The 16,074-nt window shown below is 39.2% G+C and carries 14 protein-coding genes, 1 tRNA gene and 1 pseudogene; 8 read left to right on the top strand and 8 right to left on the bottom strand.

Features of this window, described 5'->3' with window-relative positions:
* Positions 1-678: 678 nt before the first annotated feature.
* The 3 genes from H6G44_RS18995 to lepB form a co-directional block, all read right to left on the bottom strand.
* The gene (locus tag H6G44_RS18995; protein WP_190388103.1) at positions 679-2,418 is read right to left on the bottom strand and encodes a R3H domain-containing nucleic acid-binding protein; all 1,740 of its coding nucleotides are present in this window, start codon (positions 2,416-2,418) and stop codon (positions 679-681) included.
* A gap of 44 nt (positions 2,419-2,462) precedes the next feature.
* Positions 2,463-3,596 (bottom strand): circadian clock protein LdpA, encoded by a 1,134-nt coding sequence (ldpA, locus tag H6G44_RS18990; protein WP_190388104.1) that lies wholly within the window; start codon positions 3,594-3,596, stop codon positions 2,463-2,465.
* Between the two features lie 253 nt (positions 3,597-3,849).
* Positions 3,850-4,506 carry a signal peptidase I gene (gene lepB / locus H6G44_RS18985; RefSeq protein WP_190388105.1) on the bottom strand — a complete coding sequence of 219 codons (657 nt, stop codon included), beginning with the start codon at positions 4,504-4,506 and terminating at the stop codon, positions 3,850-3,852.
* A gap of 529 nt (positions 4,507-5,035) precedes the next feature.
* Here lepB and H6G44_RS18980 point away from each other — a divergent pair.
* The 7 genes from H6G44_RS18980 to H6G44_RS18950 all read left to right on the top strand — a co-directional run bounded on the left by H6G44_RS18980 (position 5,036) and on the right by H6G44_RS18950 (position 12,859).
* The gene (locus tag H6G44_RS18980; RefSeq protein ID WP_313885317.1) at positions 5,036-5,962 is read left to right on the top strand and encodes a hypothetical protein; all 927 of its coding nucleotides are present in this window, start codon (positions 5,036-5,038) and stop codon (positions 5,960-5,962) included.
* Positions 5,963-6,111: 149 nt separating this feature from the next.
* Positions 6,112-7,131, top strand: a complete 1,020-nt coding sequence (locus tag H6G44_RS18975) for a hypothetical protein (RefSeq protein WP_190388107.1) — start codon at positions 6,112-6,114, stop codon at positions 7,129-7,131.
* A gap of 338 nt (positions 7,132-7,469) precedes the next feature.
* On the top strand, positions 7,470-8,657 hold the full coding sequence (locus H6G44_RS18970; protein ID WP_190388108.1) for a DUF1565 domain-containing protein: 1,188 nt from the start codon (positions 7,470-7,472) through the stop codon (positions 8,655-8,657).
* A gap of 78 nt (positions 8,658-8,735) precedes the next feature.
* On the top strand, positions 8,736-9,401 hold the full coding sequence (locus H6G44_RS18965; RefSeq protein ID WP_190388109.1) for a COP23 domain-containing protein: 666 nt from the start codon (positions 8,736-8,738) through the stop codon (positions 9,399-9,401).
* A 68-nt stretch (positions 9,402-9,469) separates the two neighbouring features.
* Positions 9,470-10,144, top strand: a complete 675-nt coding sequence (locus tag H6G44_RS18960; RefSeq protein WP_190388110.1) for a COP23 domain-containing protein — start codon at positions 9,470-9,472, stop codon at positions 10,142-10,144.
* 148 nt (positions 10,145-10,292) lie between these two features.
* Complete coding sequence (locus H6G44_RS18955) at positions 10,293-11,126, top strand: S1 family peptidase (RefSeq protein ID WP_190388111.1); 834 nt, start codon at positions 10,293-10,295, stop codon at positions 11,124-11,126.
* A 29-nt stretch (positions 11,127-11,155) separates the two neighbouring features.
* Positions 11,156-12,859, top strand: a complete 1,704-nt coding sequence (locus tag H6G44_RS18950) for a tetratricopeptide repeat-containing S1 family peptidase (RefSeq protein ID WP_190388112.1) — start codon at positions 11,156-11,158, stop codon at positions 12,857-12,859.
* Between the two features lie 82 nt (positions 12,860-12,941).
* Here the strand turns inward: H6G44_RS18950 and H6G44_RS18945 are convergent, their stop codons facing one another.
* The 5 genes from H6G44_RS18945 to H6G44_RS18925 form a co-directional block, all read right to left on the bottom strand.
* Complete coding sequence (locus H6G44_RS18945; RefSeq protein WP_190388113.1) at positions 12,942-13,478, bottom strand: peroxiredoxin family protein; 537 nt, start codon at positions 13,476-13,478, stop codon at positions 12,942-12,944.
* Positions 13,479-13,618: 140 nt separating this feature from the next.
* A tRNA-Asn gene (locus H6G44_RS18940) sits at positions 13,619-13,690 on the bottom strand.
* A gap of 158 nt (positions 13,691-13,848) precedes the next feature.
* On the bottom strand, positions 13,849-14,397 hold the full coding sequence (locus H6G44_RS18935; protein ID WP_190388114.1) for an NYN domain-containing protein: 549 nt from the start codon (positions 14,395-14,397) through the stop codon (positions 13,849-13,851).
* A 324-nt stretch (positions 14,398-14,721) separates the two neighbouring features.
* Positions 14,722-15,390, bottom strand: a complete 669-nt coding sequence (locus tag H6G44_RS18930) for an ABC transporter ATP-binding protein (RefSeq protein ID WP_190388115.1) — start codon at positions 15,388-15,390, stop codon at positions 14,722-14,724.
* 14 nt (positions 15,391-15,404) lie between these two features.
* The gene (locus H6G44_RS18925; protein WP_190388116.1) at positions 15,405-15,677 is read right to left on the bottom strand and encodes a hypothetical protein; all 273 of its coding nucleotides are present in this window, start codon (positions 15,675-15,677) and stop codon (positions 15,405-15,407) included.
* 284 nt (positions 15,678-15,961) lie between these two features.
* Here H6G44_RS18925 and H6G44_RS18920 point away from each other — a divergent pair.
* Positions 15,962-16,074 (top strand): annotated as a pseudogene (locus H6G44_RS18920) (photosystem II D2 protein (photosystem q(a) protein)); the annotation flags it as partial.

Genomic DNA, 16,074 nt, shown 5'->3' with positions numbered 1-16,074 from the left:
TTTGTCTTATATCAGTCGAATATGCTGCTGCCATATATATCTCAATTATTTTCTTTTTTTTCCATCTTTAAAGTTTACCATCTTTGTACCGCTTTTGATCTCAAACTGCTGTAAAAAAAATATTCATCTTTTATTCACATATAGAATACTGGAGTTGAGACTAAATAGGTGATATTCAAGAAAAAAACAGATTTGATTTCACTATATTCTTGTCGGAATTAAAGGATATGTTATAATTGCACTGTCTGAAACTTGATGCTCATGGGTGCAAGTTTCAAAAAAAATTAAAAAAATTAAAAAAAATTTTTTTTTTCGCTCTTAACCGATTGACTTGCGCCGCGCGGTGTGATATTCTGATAATGGGAATGCGTCCCTAAATAAAAATTTTGCAACCACTCCATTATATTACTATAACCATAGTACCACAGCGAAAGCCACCTGAACCCTGAAAATAAAAATTTTTTTTTGAAAAACTTATTTAAAAACTAAAATTAATAACTTTAACTTATGAATTAGTTAAGAGGGTCACGGGTTACTAATTTGGCAAAAGAAAATGTTGATTAATGGTGATTAATACTGAAAGCGATTCCTAGGTCGCGCTTCGCTATCGCTACCCTAATAAAAAATCCCCTGAAAAGAGGTAAAAAGACTCCTTTCAGGGGAAAATTAATTAAGAACTTACGCCGGGTAAATTCTTAACCGCCGATTAGGTTCATCGCCAAAACTATCAGATTTGAGGCGATAATGTTCTACCAACTCATGCTGCATTTTCCGCACTTGAGAAGAACGAGGTAGTAACTCCACTGGCTGACCCTTAGGAATAACAATCTGTTCTACAGCCAGTCTGGCTTCCTCCAGAGCATCCATTTCATCATCACTACCGTTGTGTAGTAATAATTGTAACTCCCTGTCATCGCCAATATCTGGATCATCCAGATTCAGTAATCGGCGTAAACTGCGAGTAATTTGGGGAATTGTACTAGACTTGATCACATGAATGGGCACGAGACGGGCTTTAGCCATTTGTCTTAACTTAGCATGGTTCTTAACGTGCGATCGCAAAGCTAAAATAGCATCAGCACTATCTAAGTCTTTTGTCAAAACCACAGGTAAAGTCAAGACATTAATCACCTGTTCAAGTTGATCACGACTTACCCCATAGGGATAAATGTATAATGGTAAATCCTCCCCATTTGGACCGGCTGGTTTGCGACTGGGAAAATTAATACTTTCTGAGTAATTGAGAGATTCATCCAACAACCGGTCAAATTCACTGCGTCCTGTTGGTCTTTCCCTATCCAGAGATAAAGGTGGTAAAGCCACCATTTGTCCAGAAGAACGCCAACCATGAGGTTTAGCGGCCAAGAAAGACTCTTCCACATTAGTCACGTGGCCATTACCATTACCACCATTGACCACAGCCAACTGTCTAGCAACACCCACCTTACCATGATCATCAACCGTTCTCGTTTGTGGGTTAGGTTGACGACCACGTAACAGAGTATCAACTGTATCAGCCACACAGTCATGAACTACCCAGCGTTGGCGTTCCAACATTTCCACAGCAATTTCAAAAGTGGGCGGAGCCTTGCGTTCCAAAACCGTCTTTTGCGAACCTCGCCGTCTAGCCTCATCATCTCCCAGAGTTACAGCCTGAATACCTCCCACCAAATCAGATAGAGTCGGATTTTTAATCAGGTTTTCAATCTGATTACCATGAGCAGTTCCTACCAATTGTACCCCCCGTTCAGCAATTGTTCGGGCTGCCAAAGCCTCCAGTTCCGTACCAATTTCATCAATAACAATTACTTCCGGCATATGGTTTTCCACCGCCTCAATCATGACTTGATGTTGTAACTCTGGCCGAGAAACTTGCATCCGTCTCGCCCGACCAATAGCAGGGTGAGCAACATCACCATCCCCAGCAATTTCGTTAGATGTGTCAATAATCACCACTCGCTTATTTAAATCATCTGCCAATACCCGGGCGATTTCCCGTAAAGCTGTGGTTTTACCAACACCAGGACGACCTAGCATGAGAATTGATTGACCAGTTTCCACCAAATCGCGGATCATAGCAATTGTTCCGAATACCGCCCGGCCAACACGACAAGTTAAGCCAATAATCTTACCACTGCGGTTACGGATAGCACTAATACGATGTAAAGTTTGCTCAATTCCTGCCCGATTATCCCCCCCAAAATTTCCCACTCGTTGAATGCAATCATCTATCTGTGCTTGAGTGACCGGTATTTCGCTCAGATACTCTGCTGCATGGGGAAACCGAGCTTCTGGACGACGGCCTAAATCCAAAACTACCTCAACTAAAATATCTCCTTTCGGATGATTTTCTAGTTTTTGTTGCAGGTCTTGAGGCAAAATGTCTAACAACTTTTGGAGATCTTCTGTAATCGTCATTGCAATAATTGGTGACTGACGTTTTTAGAGATGTGGTTGGAGCGTTACCGCCCAGACTTAATCTGGAAAATGAGAGCATGGGCAAGCCTGACAGCTTCCCACAGTAGTTCTGGTTCATCTTCTAAGCGAATACTGCCTTGACTATCAGTGTTAATCACCTCCTTTTGTGCTAACTGGTCAAGAATGGGTGACAGCAATACACGGGCGTAGCTGCCATAGGCAACCCCAGCTATTTTGGATCTGGGATTGTGATCTTGTAATCCCAAATCTAAAATCGGCAATCTCAAATCATGAAGCAATCCCATTCCCTTTAATTTAGGAACGGTATAGCTATTAGTGCCGCCCGCCAACTGCACATATCCCGGTAGGTTTGCTGCCAAAACTTTTTGCCCTAATTTCACTGTGGCTATGGTAGTACCATCACCAATATCACCACTCATAGAACGTCCGTCAGTTTGCCAAATCAAAAACTGCGGACGGGGGACAATTAAATTGTAAATTGCTTTTAGGTAATCAATTAACCCTTCTCCATCATTACAACTGATGGCCACTAACTTTAATTTATCCGCCCAAGGAGCCATTGCTACCCACAACCGTTGGAATTCTGCCAACCGTCCCACTTGAGTATGAATTTCTACGGCTTCTATTCCCGTTGATATAATCAATGGTACGATCTCCCCCGGTGTTGACACAGATGATTTTGTGTAAATTATCCCATAAGGACAGACAGGAAGGCAACGGCCACAGCCATAACATTTTTCAGAAATTACCCCAGAAAAATCATCTTTGGTATTTTTAAATAAAATTGCTTGGGCTGGACAAATTTTTTCACAGGGTCTAGAACAATCCTCAGGACAGTCCTGAGAATTAAACTCAGCTTTTCTAAAATGAGGATCTTCACCATCATTGAGACTGACCATTAACAAGGGTAAATTACCTGTAAAGGCAAAACCTCGTTTCTGGGCCTCATGTACCAAGCTTTGGGCTACTAGTAAAGCCTCTTGAGTAGCGGCAACTACAGCAGAATCGGCTGCTACATCTATACAGTCAGCACCAGCCAAAGTATAAGCTAATGCTAGACTTCTGACCGCAGGAAGGTGTTGATAACTGGCTCCGCAAATTAACTTGAACCAGTTACCTTGTTTCAGGGATTGTAAAGGGGCTAATAAATCAGTCACATTTCTATTATGCTTTTATTCCACTGAAAATAGCAGCCTGTGATCAGGAAAATTGAGATTTTTTGGTTCCAGGAACGGAGAAAGCGGTTTTATCTGGGGTTTTGGAAGAGTGATTACTAAGTATTGCTATCTCTGGATGCTATGGAAATTTGTGGTTTCCGCGTTTTCACTAGGGAACTTAAGATCAGCTACCTCTACTCCCTTTAGTTACTTAATTGGATATAGCAAGATATTTGCTAGATGTGTCATAATTTCATGGCTTTACGGATGAATATGCAGGGGATTTATCAATTGAACCCATTCTACCAAGTGGCCAGAAACGAACTACAGCCCGACCAATGATATTATTACGAGGAACAACACCCCAACAACGTCCATCATAACTGTTATCACGGTTATCACCTAACATCAAATAGTAATTTGGCGGAACGGTTTGTGGTTGAGCTAAAAAAGGAGGTTGAAGTCCACCGCTATTGCAAGCTTCAACAAAGGTTTTCACGGTGGAGGATAGGTAAACATTTTCCTGTAAAGGCTTATTGTTAATATATACTTTACCCTCTCTCAGTTCTACCTTTTCACCAGGTAACCCGATTACTCTTTTTATAAATGCTTCCCGCTCAGGATTATTTGGTATTTCTTGGGGCGGTAAAAATACTACTATATCCCCCCGCTCTGGGTTGGCAAATTTATACTTCACTTTATCAACAATAATTTTGTCTGCCAGCCATTGGTCTTTGACTCCATGTAGGGTTGGCTCCATAGAACCAGTAGGAATCCAACGAGCTTCGGCGACAAAGGTACGAATTCCTAGAGCCAGAAAGATACTCAAAAACATCGTTTTACCTAGCTCTAGTATCCAGGAATTATTAGATTGTTGGCTAGAGTTTTTATCAGAGGCTTGATTTTGCATGAAATTGTTGAAGTACGTTAAGAGACTAGTATTGAACTCAGACAGATAGACTTGATATTACCTAATGTTAACAACATAGAACAGATGACAGGTAAATAGAAGAAAAAATCTAGTGTTTTCCTGTTACCAACTACAAACATTGGGTTTTTAACCGTCTGGTTACATGGGGGGATTTTGCTATAGCATAACAGGGCTTTGTATTTATAGTAACACTCTTACTTGATGAAAAAATATTTATTTATGAAATGTTTGTCTTTAAAATTTTCCTGTATAATAAAACTGTTTGGCTAAAACCGTTTGGTTGTATTTACAAAAAATAGTCCCTATTTTACTGAGACGTTAATTCAGTTAGACTGTAGTATTACCTTACTTGATCCGTACTATTATATACCCCTTTGTGACTTTCACCACTAGATAACATCTAGTCAGGAGTAATATTTTGAAAATCAAACTCTATTCCCTCGGCCTATTTAATCATTGCAGAACTTTCGTTTACCTGAGTTTATTGCTAACCTTATCAGCCATCTCAGTGAATTCCGCATCAGCGGCAGATAATATGGTAACTGAAAATCAGAAAAGTGAATTAATTACAGATCAAGCAGTTACGATCCCAGAATCAGAACAAAAGATTGAATCTATTTCTGAGCAACAACAACCACAACTGATTGCACAAACAGAGGACAGCAATCAAGATGATGTTAATAAAATCCGTCAAGAGTTACTAATTGAACCCCTGCTCAAGATCAAAACAGTAGAGCCTAAACCAACCTACCCACCTGGACTTAGTTTTGCAGGTCCGAGTGCCTTCGGGGCTAACATGGGTGATGTGTTTGTAGGAGCATCAGCAGCAACCGCTGGTAATAGGGGTAACTCTATAAATGACATAGACGCGAGTACCAGTGTTGGTTTTGGTTTAGGTAATTCCCAAAAACTAGTTGGTCTAGAATTATCCTTCAACAACGGTAGTGTCAAAAACTTTGGCTCTAATGGAACTTTTGACTTAAAAGCTCACCGCATTGTCCATGCTAAAGCCAGCAATCAAATTGCTGTAGCTGCTGGCTGGAAAGCCTTTGCCCAGTACCAGACTAAGGAGAGTAGTGAGCAGATTAGGCCTTCCAGTGTCTATGGTGTGGTAACAAGTTACTCCCTTTTAAAACCTAATGATCCTGTGAATAAAATGCCCGTCTCATTGTCCCTCGGTGTTGGAGGTGGAGACTTTAGGCAAGGTAACGCTAGTACAGGTGTATTTGCTGGAGCAGGTGTGCAGGTTCATCCTCAAGTCGGTGTGGGCTTAGGTTGGAGTGGAGTTGGCTTAAACCTTGGTGCTTCCTTCGTACCTATACCTACTTTACCCTTAACCATTACACTCCAAGGTGCGGATCTTACTAATAACAGTGTAGGCGGTACAACATTTGCATTAAGCATAGGTTATGGTTTCAATTTTTTACCTAAATAGGTCTTGTTGATCAGGTAGCTTGGCGTTAGCTAATAAACCTAAAACCCTTGCCTATAAAGATTTTAAGAGATATTAGAGTCACAAAAGATACAAGGAAACAGAGGCGATATCATCAATTGTCAAACAGTTCCATATTTTAGATAATCATCATGTTGAAAACCAGAAATCTCATTTTTGCCCTTAGTTTGAGTCCTCTGCTGTCATTTGCCTGGCAGTTACCCAATCAAGCCCAGAGTTTCAGTCCCAGCAAAGGTACAGCCGGTGTTGATGCTGGTGCTGCTACTAGTGCTTCACAAACTAGTGGTTTTTCCACACCAACGACAGGAGGAGGAACAGCACTAGTCGTAACAACAACAGCAACAACAACGACAGGAACTTCTATCATCATTCCTATCATACCTGGTGTTTCAGCCACCATTACAACTGGTGTTTCCACAACAGGTAATACGTCGGTGGGTAGTACGACTGGTGACACCGCTACAGGAGGAGAAACTGCACCGGTGGCCATATCAGCAGCGACCATAGAATCAACTTCATCTAGCGTCACTGTAACAGAAGGTGCAACGGCAAATACTGTTGTGATAACTCTTGCGCCGCAAGTCCAGGTTACTGTGAATCAGTTAGCTGCTGCTATTGTTCAGACCCTTAGTACAACAGGCGGTACAACAGGCGGTACAACAGGCGGTACAACAGGCGGTACAACAGGCGGTACAACAGATGGTACAACAGGCGGTACAACAGGCGGTACAACAGGTGGTGCTGCTGACGTTGGTTCAATACTGACAGGCGGGGCTGGGTCACAACAGGCTGCGGCTGCCTTGACAACCAGTTTGACCGCTGCGGGTATTCCACCACAACCAACAACAGCATTAGTCACCTCCCTTAGTGGTTTATTTAATTCTACTAGTGTTTCCTTACCAAATCAGCCTATAGCTCAAATCATATCAGGACAGATAACAGCAAGCAATAAAACTTTTAAACCAGTTTATGTTATTGCTCAAGGGAGTCCAGGGCTAAATGTCAATATTAGTAAGCTAAATGATGCTATTATTGCCTACAATAGAATTATCCTCCAAAGCGAACCTAATACTCTTAGAAATCTCTCTCGAAATACAGGTTTCGTCAGTATTGGTAGCATACTCAAACAATTGAGAACTGGTATCAAATAACCCTCTATTTAACCACACAAAAGTAAACCCGAAAAGCACTTCTTCCACTTGGCTATTTTATAGTGGCAGAAGTGTCGGCTTAGGTAATAGAATAGATTCACGACCAAAAAATCATACTGTATCTTCTAATATTTATTTTTTTATAAGTATTTCTAGAATTACTCAAAACCGACAATATTGGCATTATTAAGAAAATTATCAGGATTTTGCTGGGAATTTAAAGCCTAATTCATGTAGTCCATATATAAGCAATGTATATGTATGACCTTGATTTTTTTTAGTATTTATATTTATAATATACAGTAATGGTATATACTCATCCAATCAGGGAGTAATTAATGATCAACCAGTTCAGAGCAAAAACCTCTATTTTCCTAACCACTCTAGCTGTATGTAGTTCCTTCATTGTCGCATTTCCAGTCAAGTCCCAATCTCAGACTGGTGCACAGGTAATTTATGTTAACCCAACTACTGGTGAAAATACTGCACAAGCTGGTATATCTGCCGCAAGACCTTACAAAACTATTACCTTCGCCTTAGCCTCAAATCAGGTTAAAGCCGGTACAGTAATTCAATTAGCCCCGGGTAACTATGCCAGCGAAGCCTTCCCTATAAAGATCAAAGAGGGCGTGACATTACAGGGTAATGAATCTACTAGTGGGGAGAAAGTAGTTATTTCGGGTGGTGGTGATTATGTCAGCCGCATTTGGGCTAAACAGAATATTACTATCTTAGCCAATCAAGATAGTACAATCGCAGGGTTAACCGTCACTAACACTAATCAATCAGGTACAGGTGTATGGGTAGAATCCACTAACCCAACTATCAAAAACAGTACCTTTATTAACAATGGGAGAGAAGGAATCTTTATTACAGGTACAGGAAATCCCAAAATTGACAATAATCGCTTTATCAACAATAGTGCTAACGGTATTGCCGTAACCACATCAAGTCAAGGAGAAATTAGTAATAATTTATTTCAGAATAACGGATTTGGCTTAGTCATTGGGAATGATTCCAGACCCTCGCTCAAAGGAAATCAAATCCTACAAAACAAGGATGGTATAGTAATTTCTGAGGATGCTAAACCTTTGCTGCGTGACAATAAGATTCAGGATAACAAACGGGATGGAGTTGTTATTATTCATCGTGCCTCACCTGACTTGGGGACTAGTAAGAATCAGGGTGGCAATATCATTGCTAATAATAGTCGTTATAACGTTCATAACGCTACGAACTTTAACACAATGTTTGATACGTTCGATACCCCAACGGATTCGGCTTCATCAGATTCAACTTCATCAAATTTGGCTTCATCAGATTCAACTTCATCAGACACTGATAAGAAAGAACTGCTAATAAAATGGGGACTAACGCCTACAGGCTGTAACTCTGGTAGTAAAGTAGTCACCATCATCATGGGTCGCGGGAAATACTGTATTGAGCCACATCCTGACTTAACAGCTACACGTTACCGATATAATTCCAAGACTGGTAGCCTAAAAGCCATAGCAGATGGTTTATAGGTTTCTGCATAAAAGTGAAATTTAGTAGTTACAGAAAAGAAATCTCATCACTGCTCATTTTAACATTAAAGAGGTCTTATGAAACATCAACTGAAAACCATGGTGGCAACTTTAGTTCTATCTAGTATTTTTGCTATGGGGTCTGTAGTTCAAGCTTTCCCAAAAGTAGATAATACAATAGATGATAGTGCTGATTTAGATACAGACCTGTCGGAAGAAGCCGATACAAGAACTGTATTCTCCTGTGTACCTGATGAAAATGGTGACATAGCTACCGTTGGTCAGCGACCTGGAGGAGAACCAATTCCCGTAATTGTCTGGACTTCAGATAGTTCCAAGTATTTTGGTAACAAAGTTAGCCCTGAAAGCCGTTGCAAAATTGTCACAGAAAGATTTAATCAGGCTGTAAAAAATAGTGACGGTAAACTCCAAAATGTCGTGTTGACCAGCGGTATCATAGGAGATAGAACCGTCATTTGCGTACTTTCTATCAAGGATACTGGTTGTGATGGTAATAATACCCTGTTTACTTTAAACCCGAAAAATGCTCAGAATCCAGACAAAGTTCTTGCCCAAATAGCCCAAATCAGTCGTAAAGGTTCTAGTGCTGGGGTAATTCGGGAAACCAGAGGTCGTGTCCAGGTCAAATTGAGCACTTTACTAAAAGAGAAACTTACTACTCAAAACAAACCTACTACTAAAAAACCTGCTGCCCAAAACAAACCTACTACTGGTGGTTTGTAATCTTTTAAATTATTCTCTCACCCATCGTAAAAGTCTGATCATCTTCTTTATTAACATTTAGAGGTCTTATGAAATATCAATTGAAAACAGCGATTGTAGTTGCTACTTTAGCCCTATCTAGCATTGTTGGTTTGGGTTCTACAGTTCAAGCCTTGCCACCTGTAGATAATACAGTGGATACTAGTAGTGATAATTCAAATGTAGACCCATCGGAGGAAGCCAACACAGGAACTAAATTCAGTTGTGTACCGCAAGATAATGGTAACGTGGCTACCGTTGGTCAGCGCCCCGGGGGACAGCCTATTCCCATAATTATCTGGACTAGTCAAACTTCAAAATACTTTGGTGACAAGTATACTTCTCAAGGGCGTTGCAAAATCGTCACCAATAAATTAACTCGGGCTGTAACTAATAGTAATCGTAAACTCAAAGACGTTGTTTTAATGACTGGTCGAATCAACAAAAGCACTGTGATTTGTATAGTTTCTGCAAATGAAACTGGTTGTAATAAAGATAATCAGCTATTTACTCTCAAACCAGAAAACGCCAAAAAAGCAGACCAAATTCTTGCCCAAATCATGCGAATTAGTCGTGAAGGTTCTGGTGCTGGGGTAATTCGAGAAACCAGCACTCGTCTCCAGGTCAAATTGGAAGATGTACTAACAAATAACCGTAATCTGTCTATTGTCCAAGGAGCGAAAAAACCTGATGTTAGAGATAGAGATGACTCAGGTGGCTTGTAATTATTAACTCAAGTTGCTAGTTATTTAATCCGGGGAAAAGGTCATTGCTAATTAGTAATTAAGGAAGAGATAAAGTTTTGATCTCTTCCCTGATTGCTAGTATATAATTTGTAGGCATGATTTAATCCCCATTTTTTGAGCAATAATCATGTTTTCTCCCATAGCTCGCAGATTGTTTTTAATATTTATTACCACGGTTTCTGTGATTCAGTTGTATGCCTATTCCCACCCAGTAGTTTTGGGTGCTACTTCTTCCGAAAATCTTGATATTACCGTCGCCAAAATTGCTAATCAAGTAACTGTCAGAATTTTAACTAAATTTGGTTCTGGCTCAGGGGTAGTTATTAAACATGAAGGACAAACTTATACAGTATTAACAAATAATCATGTAGTTACTGATAGTCCTGAAGATGGTTATGGAATTTTGACTTCTGATGGTAATATTTATCCAGCAAAGCAAGTCAATGGCGTTAATACAAAAAAATTGGACTTAGCCCTGGTAAAATTTACTAGTCCAGAGGATTATCCAGTGGCAACATTGCCAAAGTCAAAAGCTATTTCCGAGGGAGAAAAAGTATACGCCTCTGGTTTTCCAGCTTGGCATTTTGTCTTTAAGGGCAAGAAAATCACTAAAATGGAAGAAACCCGCAATTGGGGAGTTAAAGCCTTTAAAATCAAAACGGGAACTATTAAAATGCAGCTTACCAAAACTCTCCCTGGTGGTTATCAATTAGGCAATACTAATGATATTTTCCAAGGTATGAGCGGGGGACCTGCATTAAATCAGCAGGGTGAACTAATTGGTATTAATGGGCTGTTAAAATATCCTTTTCAGGGTATCGATGCTTTTACTTTTACCGATGGTACTATACCAAAGGAAGAGGATTATTTGCAAATGGAATCTCTTAGTTGGGCTATTCCTATTGACAATATTCTGGCTTTTCTCGAAGAACAAAAAATTGTCAAGGAAAATAAAACATAGTTATTAGGATTTACAGGAAAAATCAGAATATGAATTTATATTTTATCAGGGTAAATTATACTATTTTAACTACGGCAGTAGTCGCAACTCTTGTAATTTCTCTGCCAACATCTGCTGCTGATACTGTTAGTACCCAAAAGATTGCTCAAGTTGCTAAAAATACCTCAGTCCAAATTAATGTAGAGGGTGATCTTACTCCCGGAGGTTCAGGTGTAATTATTGCCAAGGAAGGTAATATTTACACTGTCCTTACGGCCAATCATGTGGTATGTGACGACTTAAAAAGGTCAGAAAAAATTATTTGCGCTACAGATACTACTTATTCTATACGCACAAATACTGGCAAAGATTATCCTGTTAAAGATGTTAAAGTATTACAGAAAAATAAAAATGACCCAGATTTAGCTATAGCTACTTTTGTGGCCACAGAAGACTATCCCATTGCTACTTTAGGAAACTCTGACCAAATGGTAGAGGGTGCTGATGTTTTTGTGGGCGGCTTTCCAGCGGTGTTTGGTAAAGTTGGAGCCGCCAGAGACTTTGCTTTTACTACGGGTCTGGTTGTTTCTCGCTCTAGTAAAGCTATTAATGGCTATGGTTTGATTTATGATGCCAGAACTATAACTGGTAATAGTGGTGGTCCAGTGTTTGATATTGCTGGTAGGGTTGTGGCAATTCACGGGTTAGCTGATACTTCAGGTAAAAATAAAACAGAAACGGGAGCAGTAGTAACACAAAAGACGGGATTTAATGCGGGGATTCCTATTAATACTTTTTTAGCTACAAATGAGCCAATTATTAAAAACACCCAATTTAAGGAGGATAGTAGTCCTACTGATAAACCTGTTAATAATTTAAATAATCCTCAGTCAGCAAGAGACTTTTATGCTAGGGGTATTACTAGACTAGATCAGTATAATTATCGGGAAGCAGCAGCAGATTTTACTCAAGCAATTAAGCTTGATCCTAAATATATAGAAGCATACTTTAAAAGGGGATATTCATACACTTGGGTAAGCAAACATCAAGAAGCTCTTACGGATTTTAACAGAGTTATTGTTCTTGATCCTAACTACTTAGATGCCTACCTCAACCGCGGTTGGAGTCAGATATTCTTACAAAATGATCAAGCGGCCCTTGAAGATTTTAACCGCGTAATTCGTCTTAACCCTAACTACGCTCCCGCTTATGCTCATCAAGGCATGGCTTATATTAAATTAGGGAAGTATCAAGCAGCATTGGAATCTTCTAAACAAGCTATCCGTCTTGACTCTCGCAATAGTTATGGTTACACTATTCAAGCAGATGTGTTTAATAACTTAAAGGACTATCCAGCAGCGATAAAAGTGTCAACTCTAGCTATTCTAATTGATCCTGATGATTTTAGTGCGTACATTAACCGTGCTCTAGCTTATACTTTAATTGGTGATTATCAAAATGCACTTTCAGATTACCAAAAATCCTCAGAAATATTTACGAGACGTTATGTTAAAAAATCTACCTCTGAAGCAGAACTAAAACCACAACCAAAACCAACTTCTAATTCTTCTAGTGACTCAAATTTAGAGCTAATTAAAAGCTGGGAATTAATTGATGTCCCCTGTACATCTAGAGAAAATGTAGTATCAATTATGATTGATGACAAAAAATATTGTGTACTTCCTCATCCTAGTTTAACTTGGAAAGATTATCGATATAATCGAGGTACGGGTAAGTTAGAACCTTTAACTTAAAACCTATCCCCGTTTAAGCTTTACTAGGTTTCTATTAGGCAAGATGCCCGCACTAAAACATCAAATTTAAGCACGTAACATATTAATTATATTTTTCTAGAAGTGTCTCTATACTAGCATTATGATTTAAGAAGGAAAATAAATGGCTGTAGAGCAGTTTTCCATCTTTGTCTAACACAAATTGAGCTGGTAATGGCGCTCCTAATGCTTGTCCAGTCTTATAAGTACGAAATGTGTGACAACTAGAATCACTCAATAATGGCATTTTTAAACCCAAGTCTTGAACAATTACAGTGCTTTGCTTTTTGTCAGTGCTAGTAATTAATAAAACTTCAATTCCCCGATTTTTAAACTGTTCATAGTTCTCATTTAAAGCTTGAATATGGGGATAACAAAATGGACAATACTGCTTTTCTGTAAAAATCCTGGTAAAAGCTAGTAAAACTGGTTTTTTACCCCGATAGTCAGACAGTCTGACTATAGTATTATTAGTAATGTCTGATAATTTAAAATCTGGTGTGTTTACACCCAATCTAAAATCATCTAACGCAGGGATAGGTAAAAAATTATGGAAAAATCGGTCATTAAACAACCCATTGAAATTATTGGAAGTCAGCATAAAAAATAATTAATTTCTAATTATTAAAATTATCACCAATTACCAATTCTTAACCATCAATTCTCCAAAATACAAAACTGGAGTCAAAAATTGTCGCTGTGATCAAGGAATGTCAACTAGTCCCATTCATTTTATTTAAACTCCCCAGGCCGGATTCGAACCAGCGACCAATCGATTAACAGTCGATCGCTCTACCACTGAGCTACTGAGGAACGCTCTTAACTTTAGCTATAATAAACCGAAATTCAAATTAATGCAAGGGGTTTTTGCAAAATTTTTTAATTTTTTTTTGTTGCTGCTGAGACTGCTTTCCTTTAATGCTCAAAACCCTTTCCAGCAGCGATATTCAGAGATTTATGAATTTTAGAATTTATAATCCCATGCGTAATTCCGTTAACCGTTGTCTGGCCTTTGCGTCGATCCCATTCACCAAAAATCTAGTTTTGGGTTGTTTTTGGGACTTATACCGATGACGCATCCGACAAACAGTAGTTTCGACCTCACCACACAGTTGATGCGCTGATAACCATTCAGCGCCATAACCCTGAACTGTTAATTGCTGCGCCCGATCTGAGGTAGCGACAATCATGCGAGAAATTAAAGATTGGGCTATTTGGTGACGGAGAGACGCACAGGTTTTTTCTATATATGTGTCTGCGGTCTGGCCAAAATCCGTATAATGTACCGTTAAAAATTCTGTAATAGTTTCTCTGTTACTAGGAGTGTTTTGATATTGTGCATCAAAAACAACCTGAGTTTCATAACCTTGGAAAGCGCTATAATTAGTCATCGCTTCTACTAACTCACCCCGTGCAGCTTCAAGTCCAGCATGATTACGGGTTTTTATCAAGCAAGGCCAAGCGCCTATAATATTGTAGCCGTCCACTAATAGAACGGCCGGGACTATGGAACGAGACATGGTTTTTAATCACAATTATCTAGAGTTAACAAAAATCATTCATAAGACTTATAGTAAATGAAGCATTGCTTGTAACCCCATGCTACAAAAAATAAAAAACGCTTACTTCGGTCAAAATTAGACCCTAAGATAGAAGTCGTAATTCCGAAAACCCCTCTAAAAATCAGCTTTACTGAAGTTGTTTTCTATAAAAAATATTTTTCCCTAGTCTTGAAAATTTGATGTTTTCCCAGATCAAAAAACCAGATACCTATACAGCATCCTGTATTCTGGTATCTGGCTAAAAATTTATCAAAATTCTGGAGATTTGAACGGGTAGAATATCTAATTATGTACTTGAGTTAATCGCTGTTTAAGACGTTCTGCTGCACCGGCATCAACTAAACAACCTTTTTCTAATAAGAAAGCACCATCACAGTAATTTAACTCTTCTAACCGATGAGTGACCCACAAAGCCGTAATACCGCGACTTTTAACTAGATTACGCACACTAGCCACTAAATCCAGTTGACTATCTGGATCTAGCAAGGCAGTGGGCTCATCTAATAATAAAACATGACAATGACGAGCGATCGCCCCAGCAATTGCCACGCGCTGTTTTTGTCCACCAGAAAGCGCGTAAATAGGTCGTCGCTGTAGAGACAATAAATTTACTGCTCCTAAGGCTTCTTCAACCCTAGACTTGACCATAGCAGGTTGCAACTTTTCCGCCACCAATCCAAAAGCCACATCAGCGCCAACTGTTGGCATTACCAATTGATGATCAGGATTTTGGAACACAAAACCAACTGGGGGTAAAACCATAACTTCCCCAGATTGAGGAGCTAATAAACCCGCGATTAATCTTAACAGCGTAGATTTACCACTGCCATTTGTCCCTAGAAGCATCCAAAACTCACCTTTAGGTACTTGAAGAGAGCAAGATTTGATTACTTGCTCCCCATTAGGCCAAAAGAAGTTTAAATTATTAACTTCGATGCCCGCTGCTGTCATGTTTATACCTTGAGTTATTCAGCCGTAAAAGCAGCAAAGCCCGGTGGTTTACCACTGCTACTAGCTGCACTATCTTTTTGGATAATCTGGATTCCCGAAATTTCACTAGCACGGACGGCAATTTTTTTCTCTGCTTTGCCTTCGCACTTGAGTTCTATAATATCAGGATTACCAGTCCGCATTGCTGCCAAAATTAGCTGATAAACAGCTTCGGCATCTTCAGTAGACTTGCGTTGTACTGATATGGGGAAAGCAGTATTTCTGATGCTTAAGTCAATGGTAAACATTTAGAATTAATCAATTTTCACTTGTAGAACCTATTCTAGCGTCATTAGTCAGTTGTCAGTTGTCAGTTGTTAAGGAATTTTTCCCTACTTGTCCACCTCAATAATCCCTAAATAAAATTTTTTTTAGCCTACTAGCAAAATTAGAGATTTTCACCTATTATGATAGAAAGCGTAAAAAATTGTAAACTAGATTAACAATCTGGTTAAATTTGTGTAGATGGCTAATAGGTCATCTATAAACGCATAAAATCCGTAATTATAAAACATTTTGGAGATTTGTTCTTATGACCATCGCAGTTGGACGCGCCCCCAGTAGAGGGTGGTTTGACGTATTAGACGACTGGTTAAAGCGCGATCGCTTTGTATTCGTAGGTTGGTCAGGAATCCTATTATTTCC

Source organism: Aphanizomenon flos-aquae FACHB-1287 (assembly GCF_014698755.1).
Taxonomy (GTDB): domain Bacteria; phylum Cyanobacteriota; class Cyanobacteriia; order Cyanobacteriales; family Nostocaceae; genus Dolichospermum; species Dolichospermum flosaquae.
The sequence above is the reverse complement of the archived record's forward strand: the minus strand, read 5'-3'. Positions and strand labels throughout refer to the sequence as shown.

Coding starts and splice junctions, on each gene's coding strand:
- H6G44_RS18995 (WP_190388103.1), bottom strand. CDS start 2,418: ATGACGATTACAGAAGATCTCCAAAAGTTGTTAGACATTTTGCCTCAA.
- lepB (WP_190388105.1), bottom strand. CDS start 4,506: ATGCAAAATCAAGCCTCTGATAAAAACTCTAGCCAACAATCTAATAAT.
- H6G44_RS18975 (WP_190388107.1), top strand. CDS start 6,112: ATGTTGAAAACCAGAAATCTCATTTTTGCCCTTAGTTTGAGTCCTCTG.
- H6G44_RS18970 (WP_190388108.1), top strand. CDS start 7,470: ATGATCAACCAGTTCAGAGCAAAAACCTCTATTTTCCTAACCACTCTA.
- H6G44_RS18965 (WP_190388109.1), top strand. CDS start 8,736: ATGAAACATCAACTGAAAACCATGGTGGCAACTTTAGTTCTATCTAGT.
- H6G44_RS18960 (WP_190388110.1), top strand. CDS start 9,470: ATGAAATATCAATTGAAAACAGCGATTGTAGTTGCTACTTTAGCCCTA.
- H6G44_RS18955 (WP_190388111.1), top strand. CDS start 10,293: ATGTTTTCTCCCATAGCTCGCAGATTGTTTTTAATATTTATTACCACG.
- H6G44_RS18950 (WP_190388112.1), top strand. CDS start 11,156: ATGAATTTATATTTTATCAGGGTAAATTATACTATTTTAACTACGGCA.
- H6G44_RS18945 (WP_190388113.1), bottom strand. CDS start 13,478: ATGCTGACTTCCAATAATTTCAATGGGTTGTTTAATGACCGATTTTTC.
- H6G44_RS18935 (WP_190388114.1), bottom strand. CDS start 14,397: ATGTCTCGTTCCATAGTCCCGGCCGTTCTATTAGTGGACGGCTACAAT.
- H6G44_RS18930 (WP_190388115.1), bottom strand. CDS start 15,390: ATGACAGCAGCGGGCATCGAAGTTAATAATTTAAACTTCTTTTGGCCT.
- H6G44_RS18925 (WP_190388116.1), bottom strand. CDS start 15,677: ATGTTTACCATTGACTTAAGCATCAGAAATACTGCTTTCCCCATATCA.